Here is a 21,306-nt window from a genome sequence, read left to right on the forward strand (position 1 = left end):
AACGGAAAATAAAGCACGCTAAGCGTGCGTGGAGGCTGGCACCCAGCGGTACAGCGTCGGAATGGACACGCCGAGGTTCTTGGCCACGTCCTTGGGCGGCACCCCGCTGGCCAGCAGCTTCTTGGCCGACTCGATCTTGCTGTCGGTCATCTTCGGCTTGCGGCCGCCTTTGCGGCCGAGCTGCTTGGCGACTTCCAGCCCGGCGCGGGTGCGCTCGACGGTCAGCTCGCGCTCCATTTCGGCAAGGCTCGCCATGACGTGGAAGAAGAACCGCCCGGATGGTGTGCCGGTGTCGATGGAGTCGGTGAGGCTCCTGAACTGGACACCGTGCTTGTGCAGATCGCCGACCAGATCGACCAGTTGCTTGACCGACCGGCCCAGCCGGTCGAGCTTCCAGACGACCAAAGTATCGCCTTCGCGCAGCATTTCGAGCGTCTTGGCCAAGCCAGGCCGGTCTGCCCGCGTGCCACTCACCTTGTCCTCGAAGACCTTTTTACATCCGGCCTTGCTCAAGGCTTCGCGTTGCAGCTCCAGGTTCTGATCCTGCGTCGAGACGCGCGCATAGCCAATCAACATGGCTTGTCTCGCGCCCGGTCGATGCGTTCCTGCATCGCCTGCATCACTTCTTCGTGGGTGTACGATCTGGCGTTGGCGTCGGTGGCTTGCCGCAGGGCTTCCTCAACCTCGCGCGTCATCCGCTCGTAATCCTCCGGCCACAGCGCTTGCTCCATGCGCAGCGACGCCTGACCCAGCAGGTGCAGCAGGCTGAACAGCCGCATGTCGTTGGTGGCGACGATGCGCTCCCGAATCTGCTCCTGAATAGCTTCGCTAGCCCGATGCGCTTGTGGTGTGGCAGTCCCCTCGTAGTCAGCGGGGAATTCCGCTTCCTCGGCAATCCTTGCCCAGGCGCTGGCCAGCGCCTCGATGGTTGACGTGCTCATTTCCGCCGCTCCTGTGCTCTTTGGCGAATCAACCGGCCAAGGGGCCTCGACGCGAAAACCAGCAGCATCACGCCTATCGGATACCAGGTCGAGAAGACCACCAAGGCATCGAAGGCTGGCCGTCCGGTGTTGGTAGGCAGTACGGCGGTCACAGCCATCAACCCGCCGACCGTCCAGATGATGCGCCACACGTAGGGCATCACGCGGGGCACGTAGCCGTCATCGAAAGCGGTCTGGTAGTAGCGGCGCAGGCCGCGCTCGGCAAGCGCCTGGCGCTGCCGCTCCGACAGCGCATCCGTCCGGCCATACCAGCGCCGGAATGGTGGACAGCGCAGCAGCAAAGGGGTGAAGAGGATCATCACCGCCACGATCGCGACACCCCACGCCATGACGGCGCCGGCATCGGGCCGCTTGGCGTTCTCGATCACGGGCGCGAAGACGCCCGGAGCACCGATCATCCAGAACAGCGCAATGTGCTGATGGAAGGAGAGCTTCATTTGCTCATCCACTTGCGCAGCAGGCGCTTTTTCAGGGAGGCGCGTTCTTGCGGGTTGCGTCCCTTGTGATTGGCGATGCGATCCGCCGTGGCGGCCTGGCGCTTGACGGGCCAGTAGGAGCGGCCATCCTTGCCCATCGACCAGACGCTGCTGGCCTGGTTTTCCAGCAGGGGCAGATGGGCGCTCAGGGCTTCGGGCGACGCGCTGGTCAGCGCCGTGCGCTCACGGGTGCGCCAGCGCTGATGCCAGAGCTTCTTGTCCTCGCGCTCGCTGCCGCAGGTCGTGTGCCCGACGATGGGTGTTTTGCGGCGGCTGCGGCTCATAACGTAGTGGTCTCCAAGAACATTCAGGACTGATCCCAGGCGTCGATGGTCAAGACCTGATCGGCAGGACAGGCGGCTACGCGGTCGGGAACTGGATGGTGTTCAGTCTCATGCCGACCCCATTCGATTGATCGCGTCGCTTGCGGCACGCTGCGACGCAAGGAGGTTTGCGACCTGGTTTAGCAGCCGTGTCCGCTGCATGTCTGTTACCTATCTCCCCGACCGCTCATTGGACCAACTCCAGAGATTGGGCTCTATCGCTCAGCCAATACGAAACCGGCATTGGCTGATGCCACAACCGAGACTAACACAAATGGCTCGGTACCTGTATTTCGCGCCCCGTGCACTTGGCCCGGTCTTGCCACGGCTATCTCACCTTCCCTGAGGGCACGAACAATCCCATTGCCCTGAAAGTAATCAGCCATTCCCGACAAAACAGTCCACGTGTCTTGGCCGTGAGGATGAATGTGAGCCGCAATTTCCTGCCCGGGATGGACATGCCAAACCACGATAATTGAGTCTCGGGTTTCAAGCACAACGGAACGAATAGGCTCGCCTTCGGACGGCTGAACATACTCGGCTACAGAAAATATTCTCGATTCAACAGTCATCGGAGATCCCTCTTTCACAGTTGTCGTTACGGTCTTCATCGTCGGCATCCTGACGCACGGCGGGCAATTGCTGGAGCAACGCCGGCAGCCATTCCTGTACCGTCTCCCACACCACATCGAGGTTGATGTCGAAATAGCCGTGAGCCATGCGATTACGCATATTGCGCATGCTGCGCCACGGCACGTCGGCATGCGCCTGGGTGAACTCGACGTAGCCATCCATCACCTTTGTGGCCGCCTCGCCGATGACGATCAGGCTCATGATGACGGCCTGCTGGGTGCGCTTGTCGGCCAAGAAGTCGTCCTTGGCCATCCCTTCCACGAAGCTGCGCGCATCGGTTGCGGCCTGCTGAATGTGGTCGAGGTAATCGGGCAGGCGGTTCTCGCTCATATCGGTTGCGCCTCCGCGAGCACCTTGGCCCGGAACTTCGGCGGCAGGTCGCCGGGAGTCAGCAGATCGACGTCAACGCCGAGCAGCGATTTCAGTTCTTCTTCCAAATCGCCCAAGTCCAACAACGTGGCACCGGGCAGCGCATCGACCAACAGGTCGAGGTCGCTGCCATCCCGGTCGGTGCCATGCAGCACCGAGCCGAAGACGCGCGGGTTCGCGGCGCGAAAGCGGCCTACCGCTTCACGCACTGCGCTTCGCTTCATGTCAAGCACAACAGACGGTCGCATGCGCATCCTTTCTTATCGAAACTCGTTGAGATGATATGCAATCAAGAATAGAATTTCAAGAACTATTTTCGAGAATCGCAATGCCTTGATTCCCGTGCCGCGCCGGTTGCCTTGGCGGGCTTGTCACAAACCTACGTTTTCAAGAAGAAGGAAACCGCATGCCCCGCCGTTCGATCCTCTCCGCCGCCGAGCGCGAAAGCCTGCTGGCGTTGCCGGACACCAAGGATGAGTTGATCCGTCACTACACGTTCAGCGAAAGCGACCTCTCCATCATCCGGCAGCGGCGCGGCCCGGCCAATCGGCTGGGCTTCGCGGTGCAGCTCTGCTACCTGCGCTTTCCCGGCGTCATCCTTGGCGCTGATGAGCCACCGTTCCCGCCATTGCTGAGACTGGTCGCCAACCAGCTCAAGGTCGGCATCGAAAGCTGGGACGAGTACGGGCAGCGTGAGCAGACCCGACGCGAGCACCTGGTCGAGCTGCAAACGGTGTTCGGCTTCCAGCCGTTCACGATTGGCCACTACCGGCAGGCTGTCCAGTTGCTGACCGAGCTGGCCATGCAAACCGACAAGGGCATCGTGCTGGCCAGAGCCTTGATCGAGCACCTGCGGCGGCAGTCGGTCATTGTGCCCGCCCTCAACGCCGTCGAGCGGGCGAGCGCCGAAGCGATTACCCGCGCCGTGTTCTTCAACCGCCTGGGGGAAATCCGCGACCGCAGCTTCGAGCAGCAGCGCTACCGGGCCAGCGGCCTCAACCTGGTGACGGCGGCCATCGTGCTATGGAACACGGTCTATCTGGAGCGGGCCGCGAACGCCTTGCGTGGCCACGGTCAAGCCGTCGATGACGGCCTGTTGCAGTACCTGTCGCCGCTCGGCTGGGAGCACATCAACCTGACCGGCGATTACCTCTGGCGCAGCAGCGCCAAGATCGGCGCGGGCAAGTTCAGGCCGCTACGGCCGCTGCAACCGGCTTAGCGTGCTTTATTTTCCGTTTTCTGAGACGACCCCAACAAGGAAAAACATATCACCCGCAGGGGATACACGCTCTGCTTTCTCAGTAAACTGCAGGATAGTCTGAGGCGGAGGGATGTCTACGTTACCGGCAGTAACCGGTGGGGAGATCCCCGAGCAAGATTACTACAGGGTGCTGACTGGCAGGCAAACCGGATTAAGGTTTATCGTTCTCTGGGACACCCGACAGACCCGCAGGAAGCAATAAAATCTCTGGGTCATCAGCTTGATAGTCGTTACAGACAGGTTGCTGCACGTCTTGGCGAAAATGAGGCTGTCGAACTCGATGTTTCTGGCCCGAAGCCCCGGTTGACAATTTCTCCCCTCGCCAGTCTTGATGAGCCGGACAGTCTGAAACGACTGAGCAAAATGATCAGTGATCTGCTCCCTCCGGTGGATTTAACAGAGTTGCTGCTCGAAATTAACGCCCATACCGGATTTGCTGATGAGTTTTTCCATGCTAGTGAAGCCAGTGCCAGAGTTGATGATCTGCCCGTCAGCATCAGCGCCGTGCTGATGGCTGAAGCCTGCAATATCGGTCTGGAACCACTGATCAGATCAAATGTTCCTGCACTGACCCGACACCGGCTGAACTGGACAAAAGCGAACTATCTGCGGGCTGAAACTATCACCAGCGCTAATGCCAGACTGGTTGATTTTCAGGCAACGCTGCCACTGGCACAGATATGGGGTGGCGGAGAAGTGGCATCTGCAGATGGAATGCGCTTTGTTACGCCAGTCAGAACAATCAATGCCGGACCGAACCGCAAATACTTTGGTAATAACAGAGGGATCACCTGGTACAACTTTGTGTCCGATCAGTATTCCGGCTTTCATGGCATCGTTATACCGGGGACGCTGAGGGACTCTATCTTTGTGCTGGAAGGCCTTCTGGAACAGGAGACCGGGCTGAATCCAACCGAAATTATGACCGATACAGCAGGTACCAGCGAACTTGTCTTTGGCCTTTTCTGGCTGCTGGGATACCAGTTTTCTCCACGCCTGGCTGATGCCGGTGCTTCGGTTTTCTGGCGAATGGGCCATGATGCCAACTATGGCGTGCTGAATGATATTGCCAGAGGGCAATCAGATCCCCGAAAAATAGTCCTTCAGTGGGACGAAATGATCCGGACCGCTGGCTCCCTGAAACTGGGCAAAGTACAGGCTTCAGTGCTGGTCCGTTCATTGCTGAAAAGTGAACGTCCTTCCGGACTGACTCAGGCAATCATTGAAGTGGGGCGCATCAACAAAACGCTGTATCTGCTTAATTATATTGATGATGAAGATTACCGCCGGCGCATTCTGACCCAGCTTAATCGGGGAGAAAGCCGCCATGCCGTTGCCAGAGCCATCTGTCACGGTCAAAAAGGTGAGATAAGAAAACGATATACCGACGGTCAGGAAGATCAACTGGGCGCACTGGGGCTGGTCACTAACGCCGTCGTGTTATGGAACACTATGTATATGCAGGCAGCCCTGGATCATCTCCGGGCGCAAGGTGAAACACTGAATGATGAAGATATCGCACGCCTCTCCCCGCTTTGCCACGGACATATCAATATGCTCGGCCATTATTCCTTCACGCTGGCAGAACTGGTGACCAAAGGACATCTGAGACCATTAAAAGAGGCGTCAGAGGTAGAAAACGTTGCTTAACGTGAGTTTTCGTTCCACTGAGCGTCAGACCCCGTAAAGTCAATGAGCTTGCCCGCCCGCAGGACACAAATTTCCAGGATGAAATGGTCGAGCAATATGGACGGGTTAAGCGCTTTCTGCCAGCGATGCTGCGTGATTTACATTTTCAGTCTGCCCCTGCCGGCGAAAATACGCTATCGGCCATACATTACCTGGCCGAACTGAGTGGTTCGAAAAAACGCCTCCTGGAGAATGCGCCTGAGCAGATCATTACAGGTCCCTGGAAACGTCTGGTGTACGACTCCGAAGGCCGGATACAGCGTGCAGGATACTCATTGTGCCTGCTGGAACGCCTTCAGGATTCGCTGCGTCGCCGCGATATCTGGCTGGAGAACAGCGATCGCTGGGGCGATCCGCGTCAGAAGTTTCTTCAGGGGAAAGAATGGCAGGCTCAGCGGATCGCCGTATGCCGGGCGCTTGGACACCCCACCGATGGTGGAAATGCCGTTAAACAGCTGGCAACCGAACTGGACGAAACCTGGAAAACGGTGGCCTCACGCTTTGAGGGGTCGGTTCCGGCTGAGGGCGAAATGACACCCTAAGCGTTAGCTCTGTGTCGTTGCACGATGTCAGCGACGGTATTCTTGCTGATACCGAGCTCGCGTGCGATCCAGCGATAGCTGCGTCCCTCGGCCCTCATCGCAACCACCTTAGGCAAAAGTCGGTCTGATTTTGGTCGCACTCCGGCCTGACGACCAAGCCTCTTACCACGTGCCTTCGCAACAGCAAGGCCTGACTTGACCCGCTCGCTGATGAGATCCCGCTCAAACTCCGCAATGCCGGAAAGAAACGTCGCCAGCATTCGTCCATACGGCGACGAAAGATCGAACGCCATTCCATTCATGGCTATCACGGAAACCTTCCAGTTCTCCAGTTCACGTAGCGTATTGAGCAGATCGAGCGTCGAGCGCCCCCACCGGGAAAGCTCAGTGACCAGGATTGCATCAATTTGTCTGGACTGGGCAAGCGCCAGGACTTTCTTTCGCTCGGCCCGGTCGAGTTTAGTTCCTGAACCTGTTTCCTTAAATATTCCCACCACGTCGTAGCCGGCACGGCCGGCGAAGGCTCGCAGATCAAATTCCTGGCGTTCACAAGACTGATCCGCTGTTGAAACCCGGCAGTAAATGGCGGCACGATGTCCCAATTGAACCCTCCTGGATTTTTGTATCGGAACGCCCTGATTTATATGGGCTGGCTGTTGTCCAAAACAGACTATACTTCAAAAGGGACGAATTTGTATGTCACGACGCCATATTTTCACCGAACGGCAGCGAGCAGCGCTGTTCGATCTGCCCACGGACGAACTGTCGCTACTGAAGTTCTACACGCTGGGCGATGATGACCTGGAAAACATTAGGCAGCGCCGCAGACCGGAAAACAGGATTGGCTTTGCCCTGCAACTTTGTGCCTTACGATATCCGGGCCGTGCACTGGCTCCTGGTGAGATGATCCCGCGTGAAGTCCTTTCCTTCGTCGGTGCTCAGCTTGGAGTTCCGGCTGATGCGCTTCTCACTTATGCCACACGGCGCCAAACCCGTCAGCAGCACATGGACACGCTGCGCGAAATTTACGGCTACAAGACCTTCACGGGCCGTGGTGCCCGTGATCTGCGGGAGTGGACTTTCGGCCAGGCCGAAGATGCCAGATCAAACGAGGATCTTGCTCATCGTTTTATTGTGCGGTGTCGGGAAACTTCCACCATTCTGCCCGCAGTATCGACAATCGAGCGCTTGTGCGCGGATGCTCTGGTCGCCGCTGAGCGGCGGATTGAAACGCGGATTGCGGAAAATTTAACAGCGGATGTTCGCGATCACCTGGACAAACTTCTGAGTGAAATGCTCGCCGGCAATATCAGTCGTTTCATCTGGCTTCGCAACTTCGAGGTTGGTAACAACTCGGCTGCTGCTAACCGTTTGCTCGACAGGCTCGAATTTCTGCGTACCCTGAATATCAATCATAGTGCTTTGGCCAGCATACCTGCCCATCGCATTGCCCGGCTGCGTCGGCAGGGTGAACGCTACTTCACCGACGGTTTGCGTGACATCACTTCGGACCGCCGCTGGGCGATCCTTGCCGTCTGTGTTGTGGAGTGGGAAGCGGCGATTGCTGATGCCATAGTCGAAACCCATGACAGGATCGTAGGAAAAACCTGGCGGGAAGCGAAGCGCCAGCATGACGAAACAATTTCCGGCTCTAAAGCCACACTCACGGATACGATCCGTACCTTCACCGCGCTGGGAGCTTCGTTGCTTGAGGCCCGCAGTGACGGAACCCCGCTGGAGATGGCTGTCGCCAGTTCGGTTGCATGGGACCGGCTCGCTCAACTGGTAGCGACAGGGACTCAACTCAGCAACACGCTAGCCGATGAGCCTCTTGCATATGTCGGGCAGGGATACCATCGCTTTCGTCGTTATGCGCCCCGCATGTTGCGCTGTCTGAAGCTCGAAGCCGCGCCGGTCGCCGGACCATTGGTAGCAGCAGCTTTGTCGATCGGAGAGATGAAAGGTGTTGCATCGCCAGAAAGGCGTTTCCTGCGGCCCAGCTCCAAATGGAACCGTCATTTACGAGCTCAGGAAAAAGGAGATACCCGTCTTTGGGAAGTGGCGGTACTCTTTCACCTCCGGGATGCTTTTCGTTCCGGAGATGTCTGGCTCGCTCATTCGCGCCGCTATGGTGACCTCAAGCAGGTACTGGTGCCGATGATCGCGGCGCAGGAAAATGCAAAACTGGCCGTGCCTTCCAACCCACAGGATTGGCTGGCAGACAGAAAGGCGCGACTCACGATCGCTCTTAAGCGGCTGGCCCGGGCTGCCCGTAACGGCACTATTCCGCACGGTAGCATAGAAGATGGAACGTTGCGGATCGACAGGTTGACAGCAGACGTGCCGGATGGTGCCGAGGCACTCATACTGGATCTGTATCGCCGAATGCCGTCCGTTCGGATTACCGACATGCTGCTTGAAGTTGATGCAGCCCTTGGTTTCACAGATGCGTTTACCCATCTGAGAACCGGGGCTCCATGTCGCGACCGGATCGGTCTGCTCAACGTCCTGCTCGCTGAAGGGCTCAATCTGGGCCTGCGTAAGATGGCGGAAGCTACAAACACGCATGATTACTGGCAGCTCTCACGCCTTGCCCGCTGGCATGTTGAAAGCGAAGCCATGAACCAGGCATTGGCAATTGTGGTGGCCGCGCAGGGTAAACTGCCGATGTCACGCGTCTGGGGGATGGGCACGTCAGCATCGAGCGATGGTCAGTTTTTCCCGACAGCGCGGCATGGCGAAGCCATGAACATGGTCAATGCCAAATATGGTTCTGTTCCCGGCCTCAAAGCGTATACTCACGTAAGCGACCAGTTCGCGCCATTCGCTTGTCAGTCGATCCCGGCGACCGTGAGCGAGGCACCGTATATTCTCGATGGACTACTGATGAACGAGGTCGGTCGCCATGTTCGCGAACAGTATGCCGATACAGCAGGATTCACCGACCATTTGTTCGGAGCCAGTAGCCTGCTCGGCTACAATCTCGTTCTGCGAATCAGGGATCTGCCATCGAAGCGGTTGTACGTATTTAATCCCGATACGACCCCCAGGGAGTTACGCAAGTTGGTAGGTGGAAAAGCCCGGGAGGATCTTATCGTTGCGAACTGGCCTGATATTTTCCGTTGTGCCGCGACGATGACCGCTGGCAAAATCAGGCCCAGCCAACTCCTGCGCAAGCTCGCTTCTTACCCACGACAAAACAACCTTGCAGTTGCGCTTCGTGAAGTTGGTCGTATTGAACGGACCCTTTTCATTATTGAGTGGATCCTGGATACGGACATGCAGCGGCGTGCTCAGATCGGTCTTAACAAGGGAGAGGCCCACCATGCGCTCAAAAATGCGCTCCGTATCGGGAGGCAGGGGGAAATTCGCGATCGCACGACAGAGGGGCAGCACTACCGAATCGCTGGGCTCAATTTATTGACTGCGGTGATCATTTACTGGAATACCGTCCATCTTGGTCATGCCGTCACGGAGCGGCGGAACGAAGGGTTGGATGTTCCCCCTGAATTTCTTCCCCGCATATCCCCATTGGGCTGGGCGCACATTCTACTGACTGGCGAATATCTTTGGCCCAAGGAACCGAAAGCTTAGGGTGTCATTTCGCCCTCAGCCGGAACCGACCCCTACTGGCGCGAGGTGTCGGATTACCTCACACAGATCAAGAGCCCGTACAAAGCTATCGTGGCATATTCGGGTGATTTCGAGATTGGTGGTCAGAAGAAGACCGAGGCCGATCTCAATGGGTTTCCAAGTAAGGACATTCCGGCAAATCTCAAGCAAGACCCGTATCGCTTCCTCATCGTTGCTAACAAGTTTGTCACCGGCTTCGATGAGCCCTTGCTGCACACTATGTATGTGGACAAGCCACTGGCGGGCGTTCTGGCGGTGCAGACCCTGTCACGTCTGAACCGGGCTCATCCGCAAAAGCACGACACTTTCGTGCTCGACTTTGCTGACAACGCCGAGGCGGTGAAGGCAGCGTTCCAGGACTATTATCGCGCTACCATCCAGACTGGAGAAACCGACGCCAACAAACTGCACGACCTAAAGGCTGAACTCGACGGGCAGCAGGTGTATAGCTGGCAACAGGTGGAAGAATTGGTGACCTTGTACTTGAGTGGCGAAGACAGGGACAAACTCGACCCCATCCTCGATGTGTGCGTGGCCGAATACACCGACAAGCTCGGCGAGGACGATCAGGTCAAGTTTAAGGGTAAAGCCAAGGCCTTCGTGCGCAGCTACGGCTTTCTTGCTGCGATTCTGAGCTACGGCCACCCGACGTGGGAGAAGCTCTCGATCTTCCTGAATTTCCTCATCCCCAAGCTGCCAGCACCCAAAGAGGAAGATCTCTCCAGAGGGGTGCTGGAGACTATCGACATGGACAGCTACAGGGTGGAGGCCAAAGCGGCGCTGAAGATGGCAATGGCCGACGCCGACGCCACGGTCGAGCCAGTGCCGCCGGGCGGCGGTGGCGGCAAGGGCGAGGCAGACATCGACAAACTTTCCGCGATCATCAAGACCTTCAACGACCTGTTCGGCAACATCGAGTGGAAGGACGAGGACAAAATCCGCAAGGTCCTCACCGAGGAAATCCCTGCGCGAGTAGCGCAGGACAAGGCTTACCAGAATGCGCAGGCGAACTCCGACAAGCAGAACGCCAAGTTGGAGCACGACAAGGCGCTCAACCGCGTGGTGCTTGAGCTGCTTTCCGACCACACCGAGTTGTTCAAGCAGTTCAGCGACAACTCCAACTTCAAGCGCTGGCTGACGGACACAGTGTTCGATGCGACCTACCAGCGGGGCGCGGTGCCGCCGAAAGCACCGCCGCAGACTGGGGCGTCGGCATGAGAAGGTGCTGGTGCGGGAGGGTGCGATGATCTTGCCCCTCCATTTCCGGACAGCTTTTGTATCTTAAGTTAACGATGCCCGCTGCCGCCGGTATTCCCTCGGAGAGTGGTATCCCAGCGCACTATGCGGGTGGTTTTCATTATAGTGATTGAACGCCGCTGCAAGGCTCTGTAGCGCTGTTCTCACATCCGGTTTGGGCATGAACGCGATGTAATCTTCCTTCATCGTTTTCACGAACCGTTCAGCCATACCATTGCTCTGTGGGCTGCTCACCGCTGTTGTGCAGGGCTCCAGATTCAGCTCTACGGCGAACCTCCGCGTTTCATACGCCGTATACGCTGAACCGTTGTCCGTCAGCCACTGCACCGGTGTGTCCGGTAACCTGTCACCGAAGCGCTTTTCCACCGACCTCAGCATCACATCCTGCACCGTCGAACTGTCGTAGCCTCCCGTGCTCGCTGCCCAGTCTATGGCCTCTCTGTCACAGCAGTCCAGCGAGAACGTGACCCGCAGTTTTTCACCGTTGTCGCAGTTGAACTCGAAGCCGTCTGAACGGGGTCAGTTTGGATATAGAGAATTATTGTACGGTAAGCCTGTTTTTTGAACAGGCTTACCTATAGCAATAGGGTGTACTCCCGCGCTATACGGCATTTTCAGAGGTTTGACCTTAATCGGATAACCTAAATGCGATACTGCAAGAGCGACAACTTAAAAGCGATAGCCACTGACGCAAAATCAACCCCTTACGAACCAAGATTGGTTAAATAATGCGCTTAACGTACAAAAATTTCCGATCTCCAAACTGACCCCTTGATGGCATACGAATGAAAAACGGGTATGCCCTGATGTCGGCTAATACGGTGCAGGCTATTAGCCGTTATATTGCATCGCTGGATGAGCAAATGCGGGACAGGCTCAGACAGGAGTTACGCATCGGATTGCACTCAGATACTGAAGTCACTATACCAGGAGTACCTGAAGATCAGTTTGTGTCTCAGGCTCTCTGCTCTGCCTTACCTGTCGCGTATAACTCATCTCCCCGGGAAGACTGGGCTCCTTTTGCATCGCTGGTACTGGAAGCCAGTTACGAAGCAACGTTGCTGGCAGGTGTTCTGAACTACCGGCTTACAGGCAATCCGAGAGTATATGTGACTATGGTCGGAGGCGGAGCATTTGGTAATGAAACTGGCTGGATAATTTCTGCTCTCAGGCGTGCCTTATATCTGGTCAGCCATCATAATCTGGAGGTGATGTTTGTAAGCTACCGACGGCTTTGTTGAATAAATCAGATTTCGGGTAAGTCTCCCCCGTAGCGGGTTGTGTTTTCAGGCAATACGCACGCTTTCAGGCATACCTGCTTTCGTCATTTTGTTCAGCGCTCGTACCAGGGCCATAGCCTCCGCAACCTGACCATCGTAGTCACGCAGCGTCAGTGAACCCCCGAACAGCTGTTTTACCCGGTACATCGCCGTTTCCGCTATCGAGCGACGGTTGTAATCTGTTGTCCATTTCCACCGCGCATTACTCCCGGTCATTCGCTGATTAGCCACTGCACGGTTACGGTCTGCATATTCACCGGGCCAGTAACCCGCACCTTTTCGGGGAGGGATAAGCGCGCTGATTTTCTTACGCCGCAGTTCATCGTGACAGAGCCGGGTATCGTAAGCGCCGTCTGCCGATGCTGCCCTGATTTTTCTGTGAGTCTGCCGGATAAGACCCGGGAAGGCTTCTGAGTCCGTCACATTGTTCAGCGACAGGTCAGCGCAGATGATTTCATGTGTTTTACTGTCAACGGCGAGATGCAGCTTACGCCAGATACGGCGGCGTTCCTGGCCATGCTTTTTGACTTTCCACTCGCCTTCACCGAAGACCTTCAGCCCGGTGGAATCAATTACCAGGTGTGCGATTTCACCTCGGGTGAACGTTTTGAAACTGACATTAACCGACTTTGCGCGCTTGCTGACACAGCTGTAATCCGGGCAGCGTAGCGGAACGTTCATCAGAGAAAAAATGGAATCAATAAAGCCCTGCGCAGCGCGCAGGGTCAGCCTGAATACGCGTTTAATGACCAGCACAGTCGTGATGGCAAGGTCAGAATAGCGCTGAGGTCTGCCTCGTGAAGAAGGTGTTGCTGACTCATACCAGGCCTGAATAGCTTCATCATCCAGCCAGAAAGTTATGGAGCCACGGTTGATGAGGGCTTTATTGTAGGTGGGCCAGTTGGTGATTTTGAACTTTTGCTTTGCCACGGAACGGTCTGCGTTGTCGGGAAGATGCGTGATCTGATCCTTCAACTCAGCAAAAGTTCGATTTATTCAACAAAGCCCCGCTTCGGCTTTGTCTTTTTTATTCCCGGTCAGCACCACACTGCCGCCCGCTTCCAGTACCATGCGTGCCACGGCGAGACCCATGCCGCTGGTGCCGCCGACGACAAGCAGTTTTTTACCTTTGAAAAATGTATTCATTTTCAGACTCCATTACTGGTGGGTAAGACGTTGCCGGCAGCGTGAAACTGCCGGCGGTTGACGGATTAAATGCTGCAGCCATCCGTTCCGCAGGTCTGACCCGCTGTGGCTGAAAATTCGGTTTGCTGTTCATCCCAGACCTGACGCAGGGCATTCAAAAAGTTGTCTGCCCCCTGAGCCCCGCTGATGGCGTATTTCTCGTTCATCACAAAAACCGGAACGCCGCTGAGGCCAATAGACTGTGCGTGGGCTTCATCGTCGGAAACGGTGGCGCGAAAATCGTCATTTTCCAGAGCGGCTTCGGCGTCAGCTTTCTCCATACCGGCTTCTACGGCCATTGCAACGAGCTGCTGACGGTCAAAGAGAGAGCGACCTTCGGTGATACTGCCGTGATAAAAACGTTCTTCCACCGCGTCCGCAATTCCGGCCTTACGCGCGGCAACCAGCAGGGTGTGTGCATCTTCTGTATCACCAAACATCATGCCGTCAAAGTTGTAGATCAGACCTTCAGATTTACCGGCGGTGCCCACCTGATTCATCATCAGCTCCGCTGAATGTTGACTGCCCAGTTTTTTAACGATGGCATCCTTAAAAGGCATAGCGGGAGTACCACCGGCCAGACGGTAGCTGTGATGACGGATCACCACCTGATCGCGAAATTCAAAGCGATTCAGACCCTGTTCAAATCTTTTCTTAGCAATCCAGCACCACGGGCAGACCAAATCTGACCAGATATCGATGGTGAGGGTGGGTTTCAGCGTTTGCATAATGATTCCTCAAAGACCTTGGGCGGTCGGGTCTCACTTATCAGAGAACCGCGACCGTATGGGATTTATTGCGCCTGCCAGACCGGGTAATCGGTATAGCCTTTTTCCGGGGAACCACTGACGCCGTAGTAGGTGGCGCGGTCACTTTCTGCCAGTGGCCAGCCGTTTTGCATTCTTTCAACCAGATCCGGGTTAGCGATGTAGGGCACACCAAATGCCACCAGATCCAGCTCATCATCTTCCAGAGCCTGCTCTGCGATATCACGGGTGAAACCGCCGGCAGCGATGATGGTGCCTTTAAACGTGTTGCGAAAACGGCGGCGGAATCCTTCCGGAAGTGGCGCTTTGGTGTACACCGGCTGATAGTAAAGGTGTACGTAAGCCAGCTCCCGCTGACCGAGCGCGTCGGTGATGGCTGACCAGGTTTGCTCTTCACCTTCATACGGCGCGAGGTCATAAATGCGGCCGAACGGTGACAGGCGCACGGCAACGTGGCTGTTACCCACGGCTTCCGCCACGGCGTCAATGGTCTCCAGCAGGAAACGCTGACGATTTTCCACCGAGCCGCCGTATTCGTCAGTGCGGGTGTTCAGTTCGCTACTGAGGAACTGGTCAAAGATGAATCCGTTTGCAGCCATGATTTCCACACCGTCAAAGCCGGCTTCCATCGCCAGGCGTGCGGAGTGCACGAAGTCTGCAGTGATGCGTTTCACTTCATGCGTTTCCAGCGCGCGTGGCTGGCTTGGTACAACCGGGCCCGGTTCTCCGGATTCGGTCAGCGCAAAAACGGTGGTATTGACCGCCTGAACGGTGCCCGCTGAAACCGGCGCTATGTGGCCTGGCTGAAGAGAGACGTGAGACATACGGCCGACGTGCCAGAGCTGCGCGAAAATACGGCCACCTTTGGCGTGAACCGCTTGTGTCACCTTACGCCAGCCCTGGACGTGTTCGTCGTTGTAGATACCAGGGGTATAGAGGTAACCCCGGCCTTCTTCTGAAACCGGCATCCCTTCGGTGATGAGCAGGCCAGCAGAAGCACGCTGTGCATAGTACAAAGCCACGACCTCATCCGGCACGTCATTCATGGTGCGGGTGCGGGTCATCGGTGCCATGACTACACGGTTTTTTAACGCCAGGCCAGACAGATTGTAGGGGGTGAAAAGCTTACTCATCGTATACCTCACAGAAACAAAAAGGAGTATCCCGGCAGGGATTTGCACAACCCGGAAGTATCATCGACCGGACGTCGCGCACTGGAGTTGCATAAACATCTGATGGATGGCAATATACCAACCATCTAGTAGGTAGGTCAACGGGTGTGCCGTATTTTTTTGTCATAACGCAGCCATTTCTGAATTGTCACTCATTTTGCGAGGTCATCACCATGCGTACATTAACAGCTTATAACGAAGATAATTTCCGCCAGATAGAGCAGTACAAAGGAATATCGGTGGTACGTTTCTCTGCACCCTGGTGTCCGCCCTGTCAGGCCAGCGAAGAAATGTTCAGTCAGTTTGCAGACCGGCTCGATGGAGATATTCAGGTGGGGAAAGTCAATGTAGATCAGGCGCCGGTGCTGACAACCAAATACGAGATCTGGGGGCTGCCGTCTGTGCTGATATTTCATGAAGGGCAATTAGTTAAACGCATACCGGGTGTGAAACCTGCATCGGTATATGCTCAGGCGATTGCGGACATAAAAAAAGGGCAGTAATGCCCTTTTAACGTGGAATTTATTAATGCTTAACCGCGTGCCTGACCGACGGCATCCAGAGTGCGGGCTGAATAAATGACCGCAGCGCCAGCGTTGAGGTTAATCGCCACGCCCAGCGCTTCAGCAATTTCAGCGTCGGTTGCACCGGCTTTCACAGCGGCGTCGGCGTGAAAAGCAATGCAGCCGTCGCAGCGAGTTGTGACTGCGCACGCCAGGGCAATGAGTTCACGCACTTTTGCGCCTAAAAGGTCAGTTTTGTTACCTGCGTTGCCCAGGGCAACCACGCCTTTCATGGTCTCGGGGGTCAGTTTGCCCAACTCGCCTAAACGTTGCATTAACTCTGAGCGATAGTTGTTCCAGTCCAGCATAGTGTCATTCTCCTGAATGTGGGGTATTAAGAAGCAGTTTTATATACTTAAGGCTGTTGGTGAAGACTTCGGGTCTGGCCGTTGCATGCGCCACTACGCTTGAGCCTTCACAGACATTAATGATCATCAAAGCAATATCTGATGGTTCGGCATGGGATGAAAACTCACCTGACTCCATGCCCGCCCTGACGACTTTTGTGAGCCACTCGATTTGCATATCGAAATAAAGTGATGTCTGTACAGTAATTGCCTGAGGCAGATTGGCGGTCTCTGCTGACAACGCACAACACAGTGGCAGTAGTGAAGCTTTATGGCTTTGCGCGAAGATATCGATGTAGGCCGCAATTCTTTTCTCCGCGCTTTTCTCAGTAGCCTCTATCTGCTCAAATACGCGTTGCGTATCAGAGAACGCCTGTATTACCACCTGCTCACCCAGAATATCTTTGGTCGGGAAATGGTGATGAATACTGGCCTTGGTGATACCCACTATTTTTGATAAATCAGCATAGCTGAATGCTGAATACCCTTTTTCGCGCATCAGGTGTTCTGCTTCGCTGAGCAGCCGTTCCCGTGTCATGGTTGTCATAATTACTCCATATAATCTACTAGTTGATAGATTATATTGTTGCTATTTTTCCGTAGCAAGTTGTATCACTGACTCAGTATCGTGCAGAGCTGAACGTCACTGCCATCCTGCATTCTGAATGGCAGCATTACATCTCTGACATCACGCCAGGCGTGTAATCATTTCAACCGGATTAGCCAGAGTATCGTGGATTGGCGAATTCTTTTGCATTTCGCTGACCAGCGCTTCTAACTCCTCGCGACTGGCGGTCTTGCTCGTAAGGTGAACATCGACGCGAATAGATTTCGCACCTTTACGCACGTTGCTGTCCAGCCCAAGGAAGCCGTTGAGGTTGATATCGAAATTAAGATCCAGCTCGATACCGTCCAGGTCGATCCCTTTTTCAGCAGCCATCATGGTGAGGGTGGCGGTATAACAGCCAGCCAGCGCCTGCATGATGTATTCAGTCGGGCTCATGCCGGTATCGGTGCCGAGTAAACCTGCGGGTTCATCACCGATATTAGAAAATTTCCCCACGCGGCTGGTATCGATAACGCCGTTCTGGATTGTGGCGCCGGTCTCTGTGCGAACGGTTAATCCGCCGCTGGAACGGGCTTTCATCTGGAAAGTCAGGTTACCCAGGCCAGGCTGGCTGCGAACTGCTTCACGGGTATTGTGGATCGCAGCTGCGTCTGCAGAAGGTTTAACGGTAGTAGACATAATGGCTCCTGTAATTTCTTGATAAAAGTTATAGCTGGTGTAATCAGTGCCAACCATCTAGTTGGTAGGTTAATATCGCGAACCTCTTTTGTCTACTCTTTTATAAAAAATAGGGGGAAAAGAACCCAGAAGGCTGTTTTATTTCATAATAACCATTTGATTTTTTTATAATCTTCCCAGCCGCTCACTCTTGCAGCAATCCAGCCTTTACCCGAAGGATAGTCTGGCGGGTGGTATTAAATTCCCGGGCAATAGCACTGATACTGATGCCAGCATTTAGGCGCTCTGTCACTGTTTGCTTTTGTTCCTCGCTCAGGATGGGAGGGCGACCGAAGCGTTTTCCAGCCGCTTTTGCCCTCGCAATACCTGAATGCGTTCGCTCAAGCAGCAAATCCCGCTCAAACTCCGCTACAGCAGAAATTACCTGCATAGTCATTTTTCCGGCCGGACTGGTCAAGTCAACGCCTCCGAGTGCGAGACAATGAACGCGAATATCTAAAGCCGCCAGTTGCTCTACTGTTTTTCGGATATCCATCGCATTACGACCCAGACGGTCAAGTTTGGTGACAATCAGTACATCCCCATTTTCCATGCGATCTAGCAACCGGATAAATCCGGTATTCGCGTACACTGCCTCGCGCTGGGTGGCGTGGACCTCACCAGCGCGGCCGGAAAGATGACCATGCAGGTCATTTCGGCTGTGGCTGAGTTTGAAAAGGACCTGCTGATTGAACGCACGCATTCCGGCCTGGCAAGGGCTAGGGCAGCAGGCAAACGGTTTGGCCGGCCGCCGGCGCTTAACCAGGAACAGCGGCAGGCAGCGCTTGAACAACTGAAAGCAGGTGCCAGTATCAGCGCCATTGCCCGCGAGTTTGGGACCTCACGACAAACCATCATGCGCCTGCGTGGCGATGCAGTCAGCCCGGAGTTACCAGATTGACATCCACCCCCGACACAATCCGCTGAAGGAATGGCAATTCTGTTCACCACATTTGCTAAGGAAGGTGCGAATAAGTCACCAAACGCAAAAAAACGCCTATGTAAGTGATTGAATTTAATTGACTAAAAGTTTCATTTTCGTTGCGGAGGGTACTTATTCGCACCCTCCCTAAGAGATCAGGACTTACTTTGTAATCTGGAAGTACATCGAAGTTGCAACAATAGTACACTATTGCGTGACGTAGATTCGTGACGTATAGTTACTGCAACTTATTTGTTTATAACTACCGTCAGGTACAAAATTATGTCTCCAGCACAAGCTAAACAAAAGCAGCATGAACGCTACGAAGCCGTAGCGGTGCAGGTTTTGCGTGGTCGTGCCGGTTACAAACCTGCCGTGAAAAGCCGCTTCAGTAAGTCAGCCAGTAGCAAATTCTCTCATACTATCGCTTTTGCCTGATCCTGAACTTTGAGGCACAATAAACCATCATTCGCTGATGGTTTTTTTATGCCTGTTCAAGACGTTATTCCCCCCTATGAGCAGATGTACCTGCTAAATCAGCAGCTGATCTGCAACGCTGACCAGTTCAAACATGCCGTTATCACAGTTGGCGGTCAGGCTGTGCAATACTGGATATCCTATTATCATGCACAATATGGCGACAGATTGCCTGATGAGCGTCTCACCACTTCTGTTGACTGCGACTACAGCGCCCGGAAAGATGATATTGCGGCTATAGCAAAAACGCTCAACGTTAAGACGTGGGAGAACAAAGACGGCCAGCCCCCATCCCTTGGACAGTTTATGCTTATCGATCAGGACACACACGATATCAAACGGGATGATGGACGCTTATTTGCCGTACCGGATGCGCCTGACGAGCCAAATGTGGTGGATATTATCGACCGACCCGGAGGCTTTGACCGTTCTGATTTTCTGGGGGAAAAGCTTTACCTGTATACCGCCCCGTTTTATGTAGAAGCAACCGGCCCCGGTATGCCTGAAATGAATGAAAAGGTAAGGGTGTTGAACCCTGTCGCCTGTATGCGCTCGCGCTTTAGCAATCTGATTGCCTTGCGCCGTGATGCTGAAATTGAAATTGCGCGTATTAACGCGCTCAAGATCCCGTGTTATTTCTTTCTCATCGAACAGTTTGATGAACAGCCGTTCAAAGTTGCACGAGGAATCTTTATGGATTTGTGGTGGCTCGCGAATGACGAAAGCTGTCTGCGCCATCAGGCCTTCTGGCATAGCTGGCAGGGGCCGCTTCTTGAAGGGCAACAAAGTAACAACATCACTCTGATTGATGTGTTGGAAGGCGTACATGCATACCTGGAAGGGCATCTTGATGACTTTGAAATACCGGAAGCCTTTGTCACCAAAGAATTACCGCTAAAGCTCGCACAGCTGCGTGAACGCTGGGAGCGTTACGTGGTACTCAATGCTGAATGGGCAGCAAGAGGGCGCAGGGGATTTGAACGTAATCGCCGTGATGATTAGGGAAGGTGCGAATAAGCAGGTCATGTCTTCCCAAGCTGACTCGCTGATTAAAATTTCGCGGATCTGGGCCGATTTTTTTCCCGCAAACACATCGAATCAGCCTATTTAGGCTATTTTTTCCACCATTTCTGGCGTTATTTCCGGTTTTTACTGAGATCTCTCCCACTGACGTATCATTTGGTCCACCCGAAACAGGTTGGCCAGGGTGAATAACATCGCCAGTTGGTTATCGTTTTTCAGCAGCCCCTTGTATCTGGCTTTCACGAAGCCGAACTGCCACTTGATGATGCGAAACGGGTGCTCCACCCTGGCACGGATGCTGGCTTTCATGTATTCGATGTTGATGGCCGTTTTGTTCTTGCGCGGATGCTGCTTCAAGGTTTTTACCTTGCCGGGACGCTCGGCGATCAGCCAGTCCACATCCACCTCGGCCAGCTACTCGCGCTGTAGCGCTCCTTGGTAGCCGGCATCGGCTGAGACAAATTGCTCCTCTCCATGAAGCAGATTACCCAGCTGATTGAGGTCATGCTCGTTGGCCGCGGTGGTGACCAGGCTGTGGGTCAGGCCACTCTTGGCATCGACACCAATGTGGGCCTTCATGCCAAAGTGCCACTGATTGCCTTTCTTGGTCTGATGCATCTCCGGATCGCGTTGCTGCTCTTTGTTCTTGGTAGAGCTGGGTGCCTCAATGATGGTGGCATCCACCAAAGTGCCTTGGGTCATCATGACGCCTGCTTCGGCCAGCCAGCGATTGATGGTCTTGAACAATTGACGGGCCAGTTGATGCTGCTCGAGCAGGTGGCGGAAATTCATGATGGTGGTGCGATCCGGCAGGGCGCTATCCAGGGATAATCGGGCAAACAGGCGCATGGAGGCGATTTCGTACAGGGCATCTTCCATGGCACCGTCGCTCAGGTTGTACCAATGCTGCATGCAGTGAATACGCAGCATGGTCTCCAGCGGATAGGGCCGTCGGCCATTGCCCGCCTTGGGATAAAACGGCTCGATGACAGCGGTCATATTCTGCCATGGCAGAATCTGCTCCATGCGGGAGAGGAAAATCTCTTTTCGGGTCTGACGGCGCTTAGTGCTGAATTCACTATCGGCGAAGGTGAGTTGATG

Annotated in this window: 23 protein-coding genes and 6 pseudogenes; 10 read left to right on the top strand and 19 right to left on the bottom strand. The window is 54.8% G+C overall.

The window, feature by feature from the left end; genetic code table 11:
* Positions 1–18: 18 nt before the first annotated feature.
* The 7 genes from L350_RS00100 to L350_RS00070 all read right to left on the bottom strand — a co-directional run bounded on the left by L350_RS00100 (position 19) and on the right by L350_RS00070 (position 3,050).
* Positions 19–576 (bottom strand): recombinase family protein, encoded by a 558-nt coding sequence (locus L350_RS00100; RefSeq protein WP_003100847.1) that lies wholly within the window; start codon positions 574–576, stop codon positions 19–21.
* Positions 570–941: a hypothetical protein gene (locus L350_RS00095; protein WP_003100853.1), complete on the bottom strand. Its 372-nt coding sequence runs from the start codon at positions 939–941 to the stop codon at positions 570–572. The genes L350_RS00100 and L350_RS00095 overlap by 7 nt, the downstream gene beginning before the upstream one ends.
* Positions 938–1,438, bottom strand: a complete 501-nt coding sequence (locus L350_RS00090; RefSeq protein WP_003100856.1) for a hypothetical protein — start codon at positions 1,436–1,438, stop codon at positions 938–940. Before L350_RS00090 ends, L350_RS00095 begins: the two co-directional genes overlap by 4 nt.
* Positions 1,435–1,761, bottom strand: coding sequence for a hypothetical protein (locus tag L350_RS00085; protein WP_003100858.1), 327 nt, complete (start codon positions 1,759–1,761; stop codon positions 1,435–1,437). The genes L350_RS00090 and L350_RS00085 overlap by 4 nt, the downstream gene beginning before the upstream one ends.
* A gap of 254 nt (positions 1,762–2,015) precedes the next feature.
* Entirely contained in the window at positions 2,016–2,372 is a 357-nt protein-coding gene (locus L350_RS00080) for a cupin domain-containing protein (RefSeq protein WP_000215515.1), read from the bottom strand.
* Positions 2,362–2,763 (bottom strand): HepT-like ribonuclease domain-containing protein, encoded by a 402-nt coding sequence (locus L350_RS00075; protein ID WP_001293886.1) that lies wholly within the window; start codon positions 2,761–2,763, stop codon positions 2,362–2,364. The genes L350_RS00080 and L350_RS00075 overlap by 11 nt, the downstream gene beginning before the upstream one ends.
* The gene (locus tag L350_RS00070; RefSeq protein ID WP_001247892.1) at positions 2,760–3,050 is read right to left on the bottom strand and encodes a nucleotidyltransferase family protein; all 291 of its coding nucleotides are present in this window, start codon (positions 3,048–3,050) and stop codon (positions 2,760–2,762) included. Before L350_RS00070 ends, L350_RS00075 begins: the two co-directional genes overlap by 4 nt.
* A 158-nt stretch (positions 3,051–3,208) precedes the next feature.
* Here L350_RS00070 and L350_RS24580 point away from each other — a divergent pair, with 158 nt between their 5' ends.
* The 3 genes and pseudogenes from L350_RS24580 to L350_RS00065 form a co-directional block, all read left to right on the top strand.
* Entirely contained in the window at positions 3,209–4,021 is an 813-nt protein-coding gene (locus tag L350_RS24580) for a DUF4158 domain-containing protein (RefSeq protein ID WP_004187445.1), read from the top strand.
* A gap of 39 nt (positions 4,022–4,060) precedes the next feature.
* Positions 4,061–5,680 (top strand): annotated as a pseudogene (locus tag L350_RS0122785) (Tn3-like element Tn3 family transposase); the annotation flags it as partial.
* A 68-nt stretch (positions 5,681–5,748) separates the two neighbouring features.
* Positions 5,749–6,258 (top strand): annotated as a pseudogene (locus L350_RS00065) (Tn3 family transposase); the annotation flags it as partial.
* A gap of 32 nt (positions 6,259–6,290) precedes the next feature.
* Here the strand turns inward: L350_RS00065 and L350_RS00060 are convergent.
* Positions 6,291–6,896: a recombinase family protein gene (locus tag L350_RS00060; protein WP_000509966.1), complete on the bottom strand. Its 606-nt coding sequence runs from the start codon at positions 6,894–6,896 to the stop codon at positions 6,291–6,293.
* 94 nt (positions 6,897–6,990) lie between these two features.
* Here L350_RS00060 and L350_RS00055 point away from each other — a divergent pair, with 94 nt between their 5' ends.
* Both L350_RS00055 and L350_RS00050 read left to right on the top strand, forming a co-directional pair.
* On the top strand, positions 6,991–9,888 hold the full coding sequence (locus L350_RS00055) for a Tn3-like element Tn5403 family transposase (protein ID WP_032627134.1): 2,898 nt from the start codon (positions 6,991–6,993) through the stop codon (positions 9,886–9,888).
* Positions 9,889–9,933: 45 nt separating this feature from the next.
* Entirely contained in the window at positions 9,934–11,145 is a 1,212-nt protein-coding gene (locus tag L350_RS00050) for a type I restriction enzyme subunit R domain-containing protein (protein WP_205247542.1), read from the top strand.
* A 63-nt stretch (positions 11,146–11,208) separates the two neighbouring features.
* On the opposite strand, the pseudogene L350_RS22895 reads toward L350_RS00050, so the two are convergent.
* Positions 11,209–11,697 (bottom strand): annotated as a pseudogene (locus L350_RS22895) (integrase core domain-containing protein); the annotation flags it as partial.
* 272 nt (positions 11,698–11,969) lie between these two features.
* Between L350_RS22895 and L350_RS0122790 the strand changes: the two are divergent.
* Positions 11,970–12,425: a hypothetical protein gene (locus L350_RS0122790; protein ID WP_176483641.1), complete on the top strand. Its 456-nt coding sequence runs from the start codon at positions 11,970–11,972 to the stop codon at positions 12,423–12,425.
* 45 nt (positions 12,426–12,470) lie between these two features.
* Here the strand turns inward: L350_RS0122790 and L350_RS00040 are convergent, their stop codons facing one another.
* The 4 genes and pseudogenes from L350_RS00040 to L350_RS00030 all read right to left on the bottom strand — a co-directional run bounded on the left by L350_RS00040 (position 12,471) and on the right by L350_RS00030 (position 15,549).
* Positions 12,471–13,439, bottom strand: a complete 969-nt coding sequence (locus tag L350_RS00040) for an IS5-like element IS903B family transposase (RefSeq protein WP_080686368.1) — start codon at positions 13,437–13,439, stop codon at positions 12,471–12,473.
* Positions 13,440–13,472: 33 nt separating this feature from the next.
* Positions 13,473–13,610, bottom strand: a pseudogene (locus L350_RS23765) (sugar dehydrogenase); the annotation flags it as partial.
* 65 nt (positions 13,611–13,675) lie between these two features.
* Complete coding sequence (locus L350_RS00035; RefSeq protein WP_008502228.1) at positions 13,676–14,377, bottom strand: DsbA family oxidoreductase; 702 nt, start codon at positions 14,375–14,377, stop codon at positions 13,676–13,678.
* Between the two features lie 65 nt (positions 14,378–14,442).
* Positions 14,443–15,549 carry an alkene reductase gene (locus tag L350_RS00030; protein WP_006687059.1) on the bottom strand — a complete coding sequence of 369 codons (1,107 nt, stop codon included), beginning with the start codon at positions 15,547–15,549 and terminating at the stop codon, positions 14,443–14,445.
* 212 nt (positions 15,550–15,761) lie between these two features.
* Here L350_RS00030 and L350_RS00025 point away from each other — a divergent pair, with 212 nt between their 5' ends.
* Positions 15,762–16,091, top strand: a complete 330-nt coding sequence (locus tag L350_RS00025; RefSeq protein WP_008502229.1) for a thioredoxin family protein — start codon at positions 15,762–15,764, stop codon at positions 16,089–16,091.
* A gap of 29 nt (positions 16,092–16,120) precedes the next feature.
* On the opposite strand, the gene L350_RS00020 is transcribed toward L350_RS00025, so the two are convergent.
* The 4 genes from L350_RS00020 to L350_RS0122795 all read right to left on the bottom strand — a co-directional run bounded on the left by L350_RS00020 (position 16,121) and on the right by L350_RS0122795 (position 18,375).
* A complete protein-coding gene (locus tag L350_RS00020; RefSeq protein ID WP_000888080.1) occupies positions 16,121–16,459 on the bottom strand; it encodes a carboxymuconolactone decarboxylase family protein in 339 nt (112 codons plus the stop codon).
* A gap of 4 nt (positions 16,460–16,463) precedes the next feature.
* A complete protein-coding gene (locus L350_RS00015; protein WP_023304048.1) occupies positions 16,464–17,045 on the bottom strand; it encodes a TetR/AcrR family transcriptional regulator in 582 nt (193 codons plus the stop codon).
* Positions 17,046–17,186: 141 nt separating this feature from the next.
* Positions 17,187–17,744 carry an OsmC family protein gene (locus L350_RS00010; protein ID WP_000108589.1) on the bottom strand — a complete coding sequence of 186 codons (558 nt, stop codon included), beginning with the start codon at positions 17,742–17,744 and terminating at the stop codon, positions 17,187–17,189.
* Positions 17,745–17,928: 184 nt separating this feature from the next.
* Positions 17,929–18,375, bottom strand: a complete 447-nt coding sequence (locus L350_RS0122795) for a recombinase family protein (RefSeq protein WP_370464783.1) — start codon at positions 18,373–18,375, stop codon at positions 17,929–17,931.
* Here L350_RS0122795 and L350_RS0122800 point away from each other — a divergent pair.
* The 3 genes and pseudogenes from L350_RS0122800 to L350_RS00005 form a co-directional block, all read left to right on the top strand.
* Positions 18,358–18,684, top strand: a pseudogene (locus L350_RS0122800) (recombinase family protein); the annotation flags it as partial. The gene L350_RS0122795 and the pseudogene L350_RS0122800 overlap by 18 nt on opposite strands.
* Positions 18,685–18,987: 303 nt before the next feature.
* Positions 18,988–19,143, top strand: coding sequence for a hypothetical protein (locus L350_RS24515; RefSeq protein WP_000074143.1), 156 nt, complete (start codon positions 18,988–18,990; stop codon positions 19,141–19,143).
* Between the two features lie 48 nt (positions 19,144–19,191).
* Positions 19,192–20,184: a hypothetical protein gene (locus L350_RS00005; RefSeq protein ID WP_166791864.1), complete on the top strand. Its 993-nt coding sequence runs from the start codon at positions 19,192–19,194 to the stop codon at positions 20,182–20,184.
* Here the strand turns inward: L350_RS00005 and L350_RS24835 are convergent.
* On the bottom strand, positions 20,123–20,350 hold the full coding sequence (locus tag L350_RS24835) for a hypothetical protein (protein WP_306292279.1): 228 nt from the start codon (positions 20,348–20,350) through the stop codon (positions 20,123–20,125). The two genes, L350_RS00005 and L350_RS24835, sit on opposite strands and share 62 nt — an antisense overlap.
* Positions 20,332–21,306: pseudogene (locus tag L350_RS0122805) on the bottom strand (IS5-like element ISKpn26 family transposase); the annotation flags it as partial. The pseudogene L350_RS0122805 and the gene L350_RS24835, both read right to left, overlap by 19 nt.

It is taken from the genome of Enterobacter sp. MGH 4, from assembly GCF_000534735.1.
In the GTDB taxonomy this organism is placed as follows: Bacteria; Pseudomonadota; Gammaproteobacteria; order Enterobacterales; family Enterobacteriaceae; genus Enterobacter; species Enterobacter intestinihominis.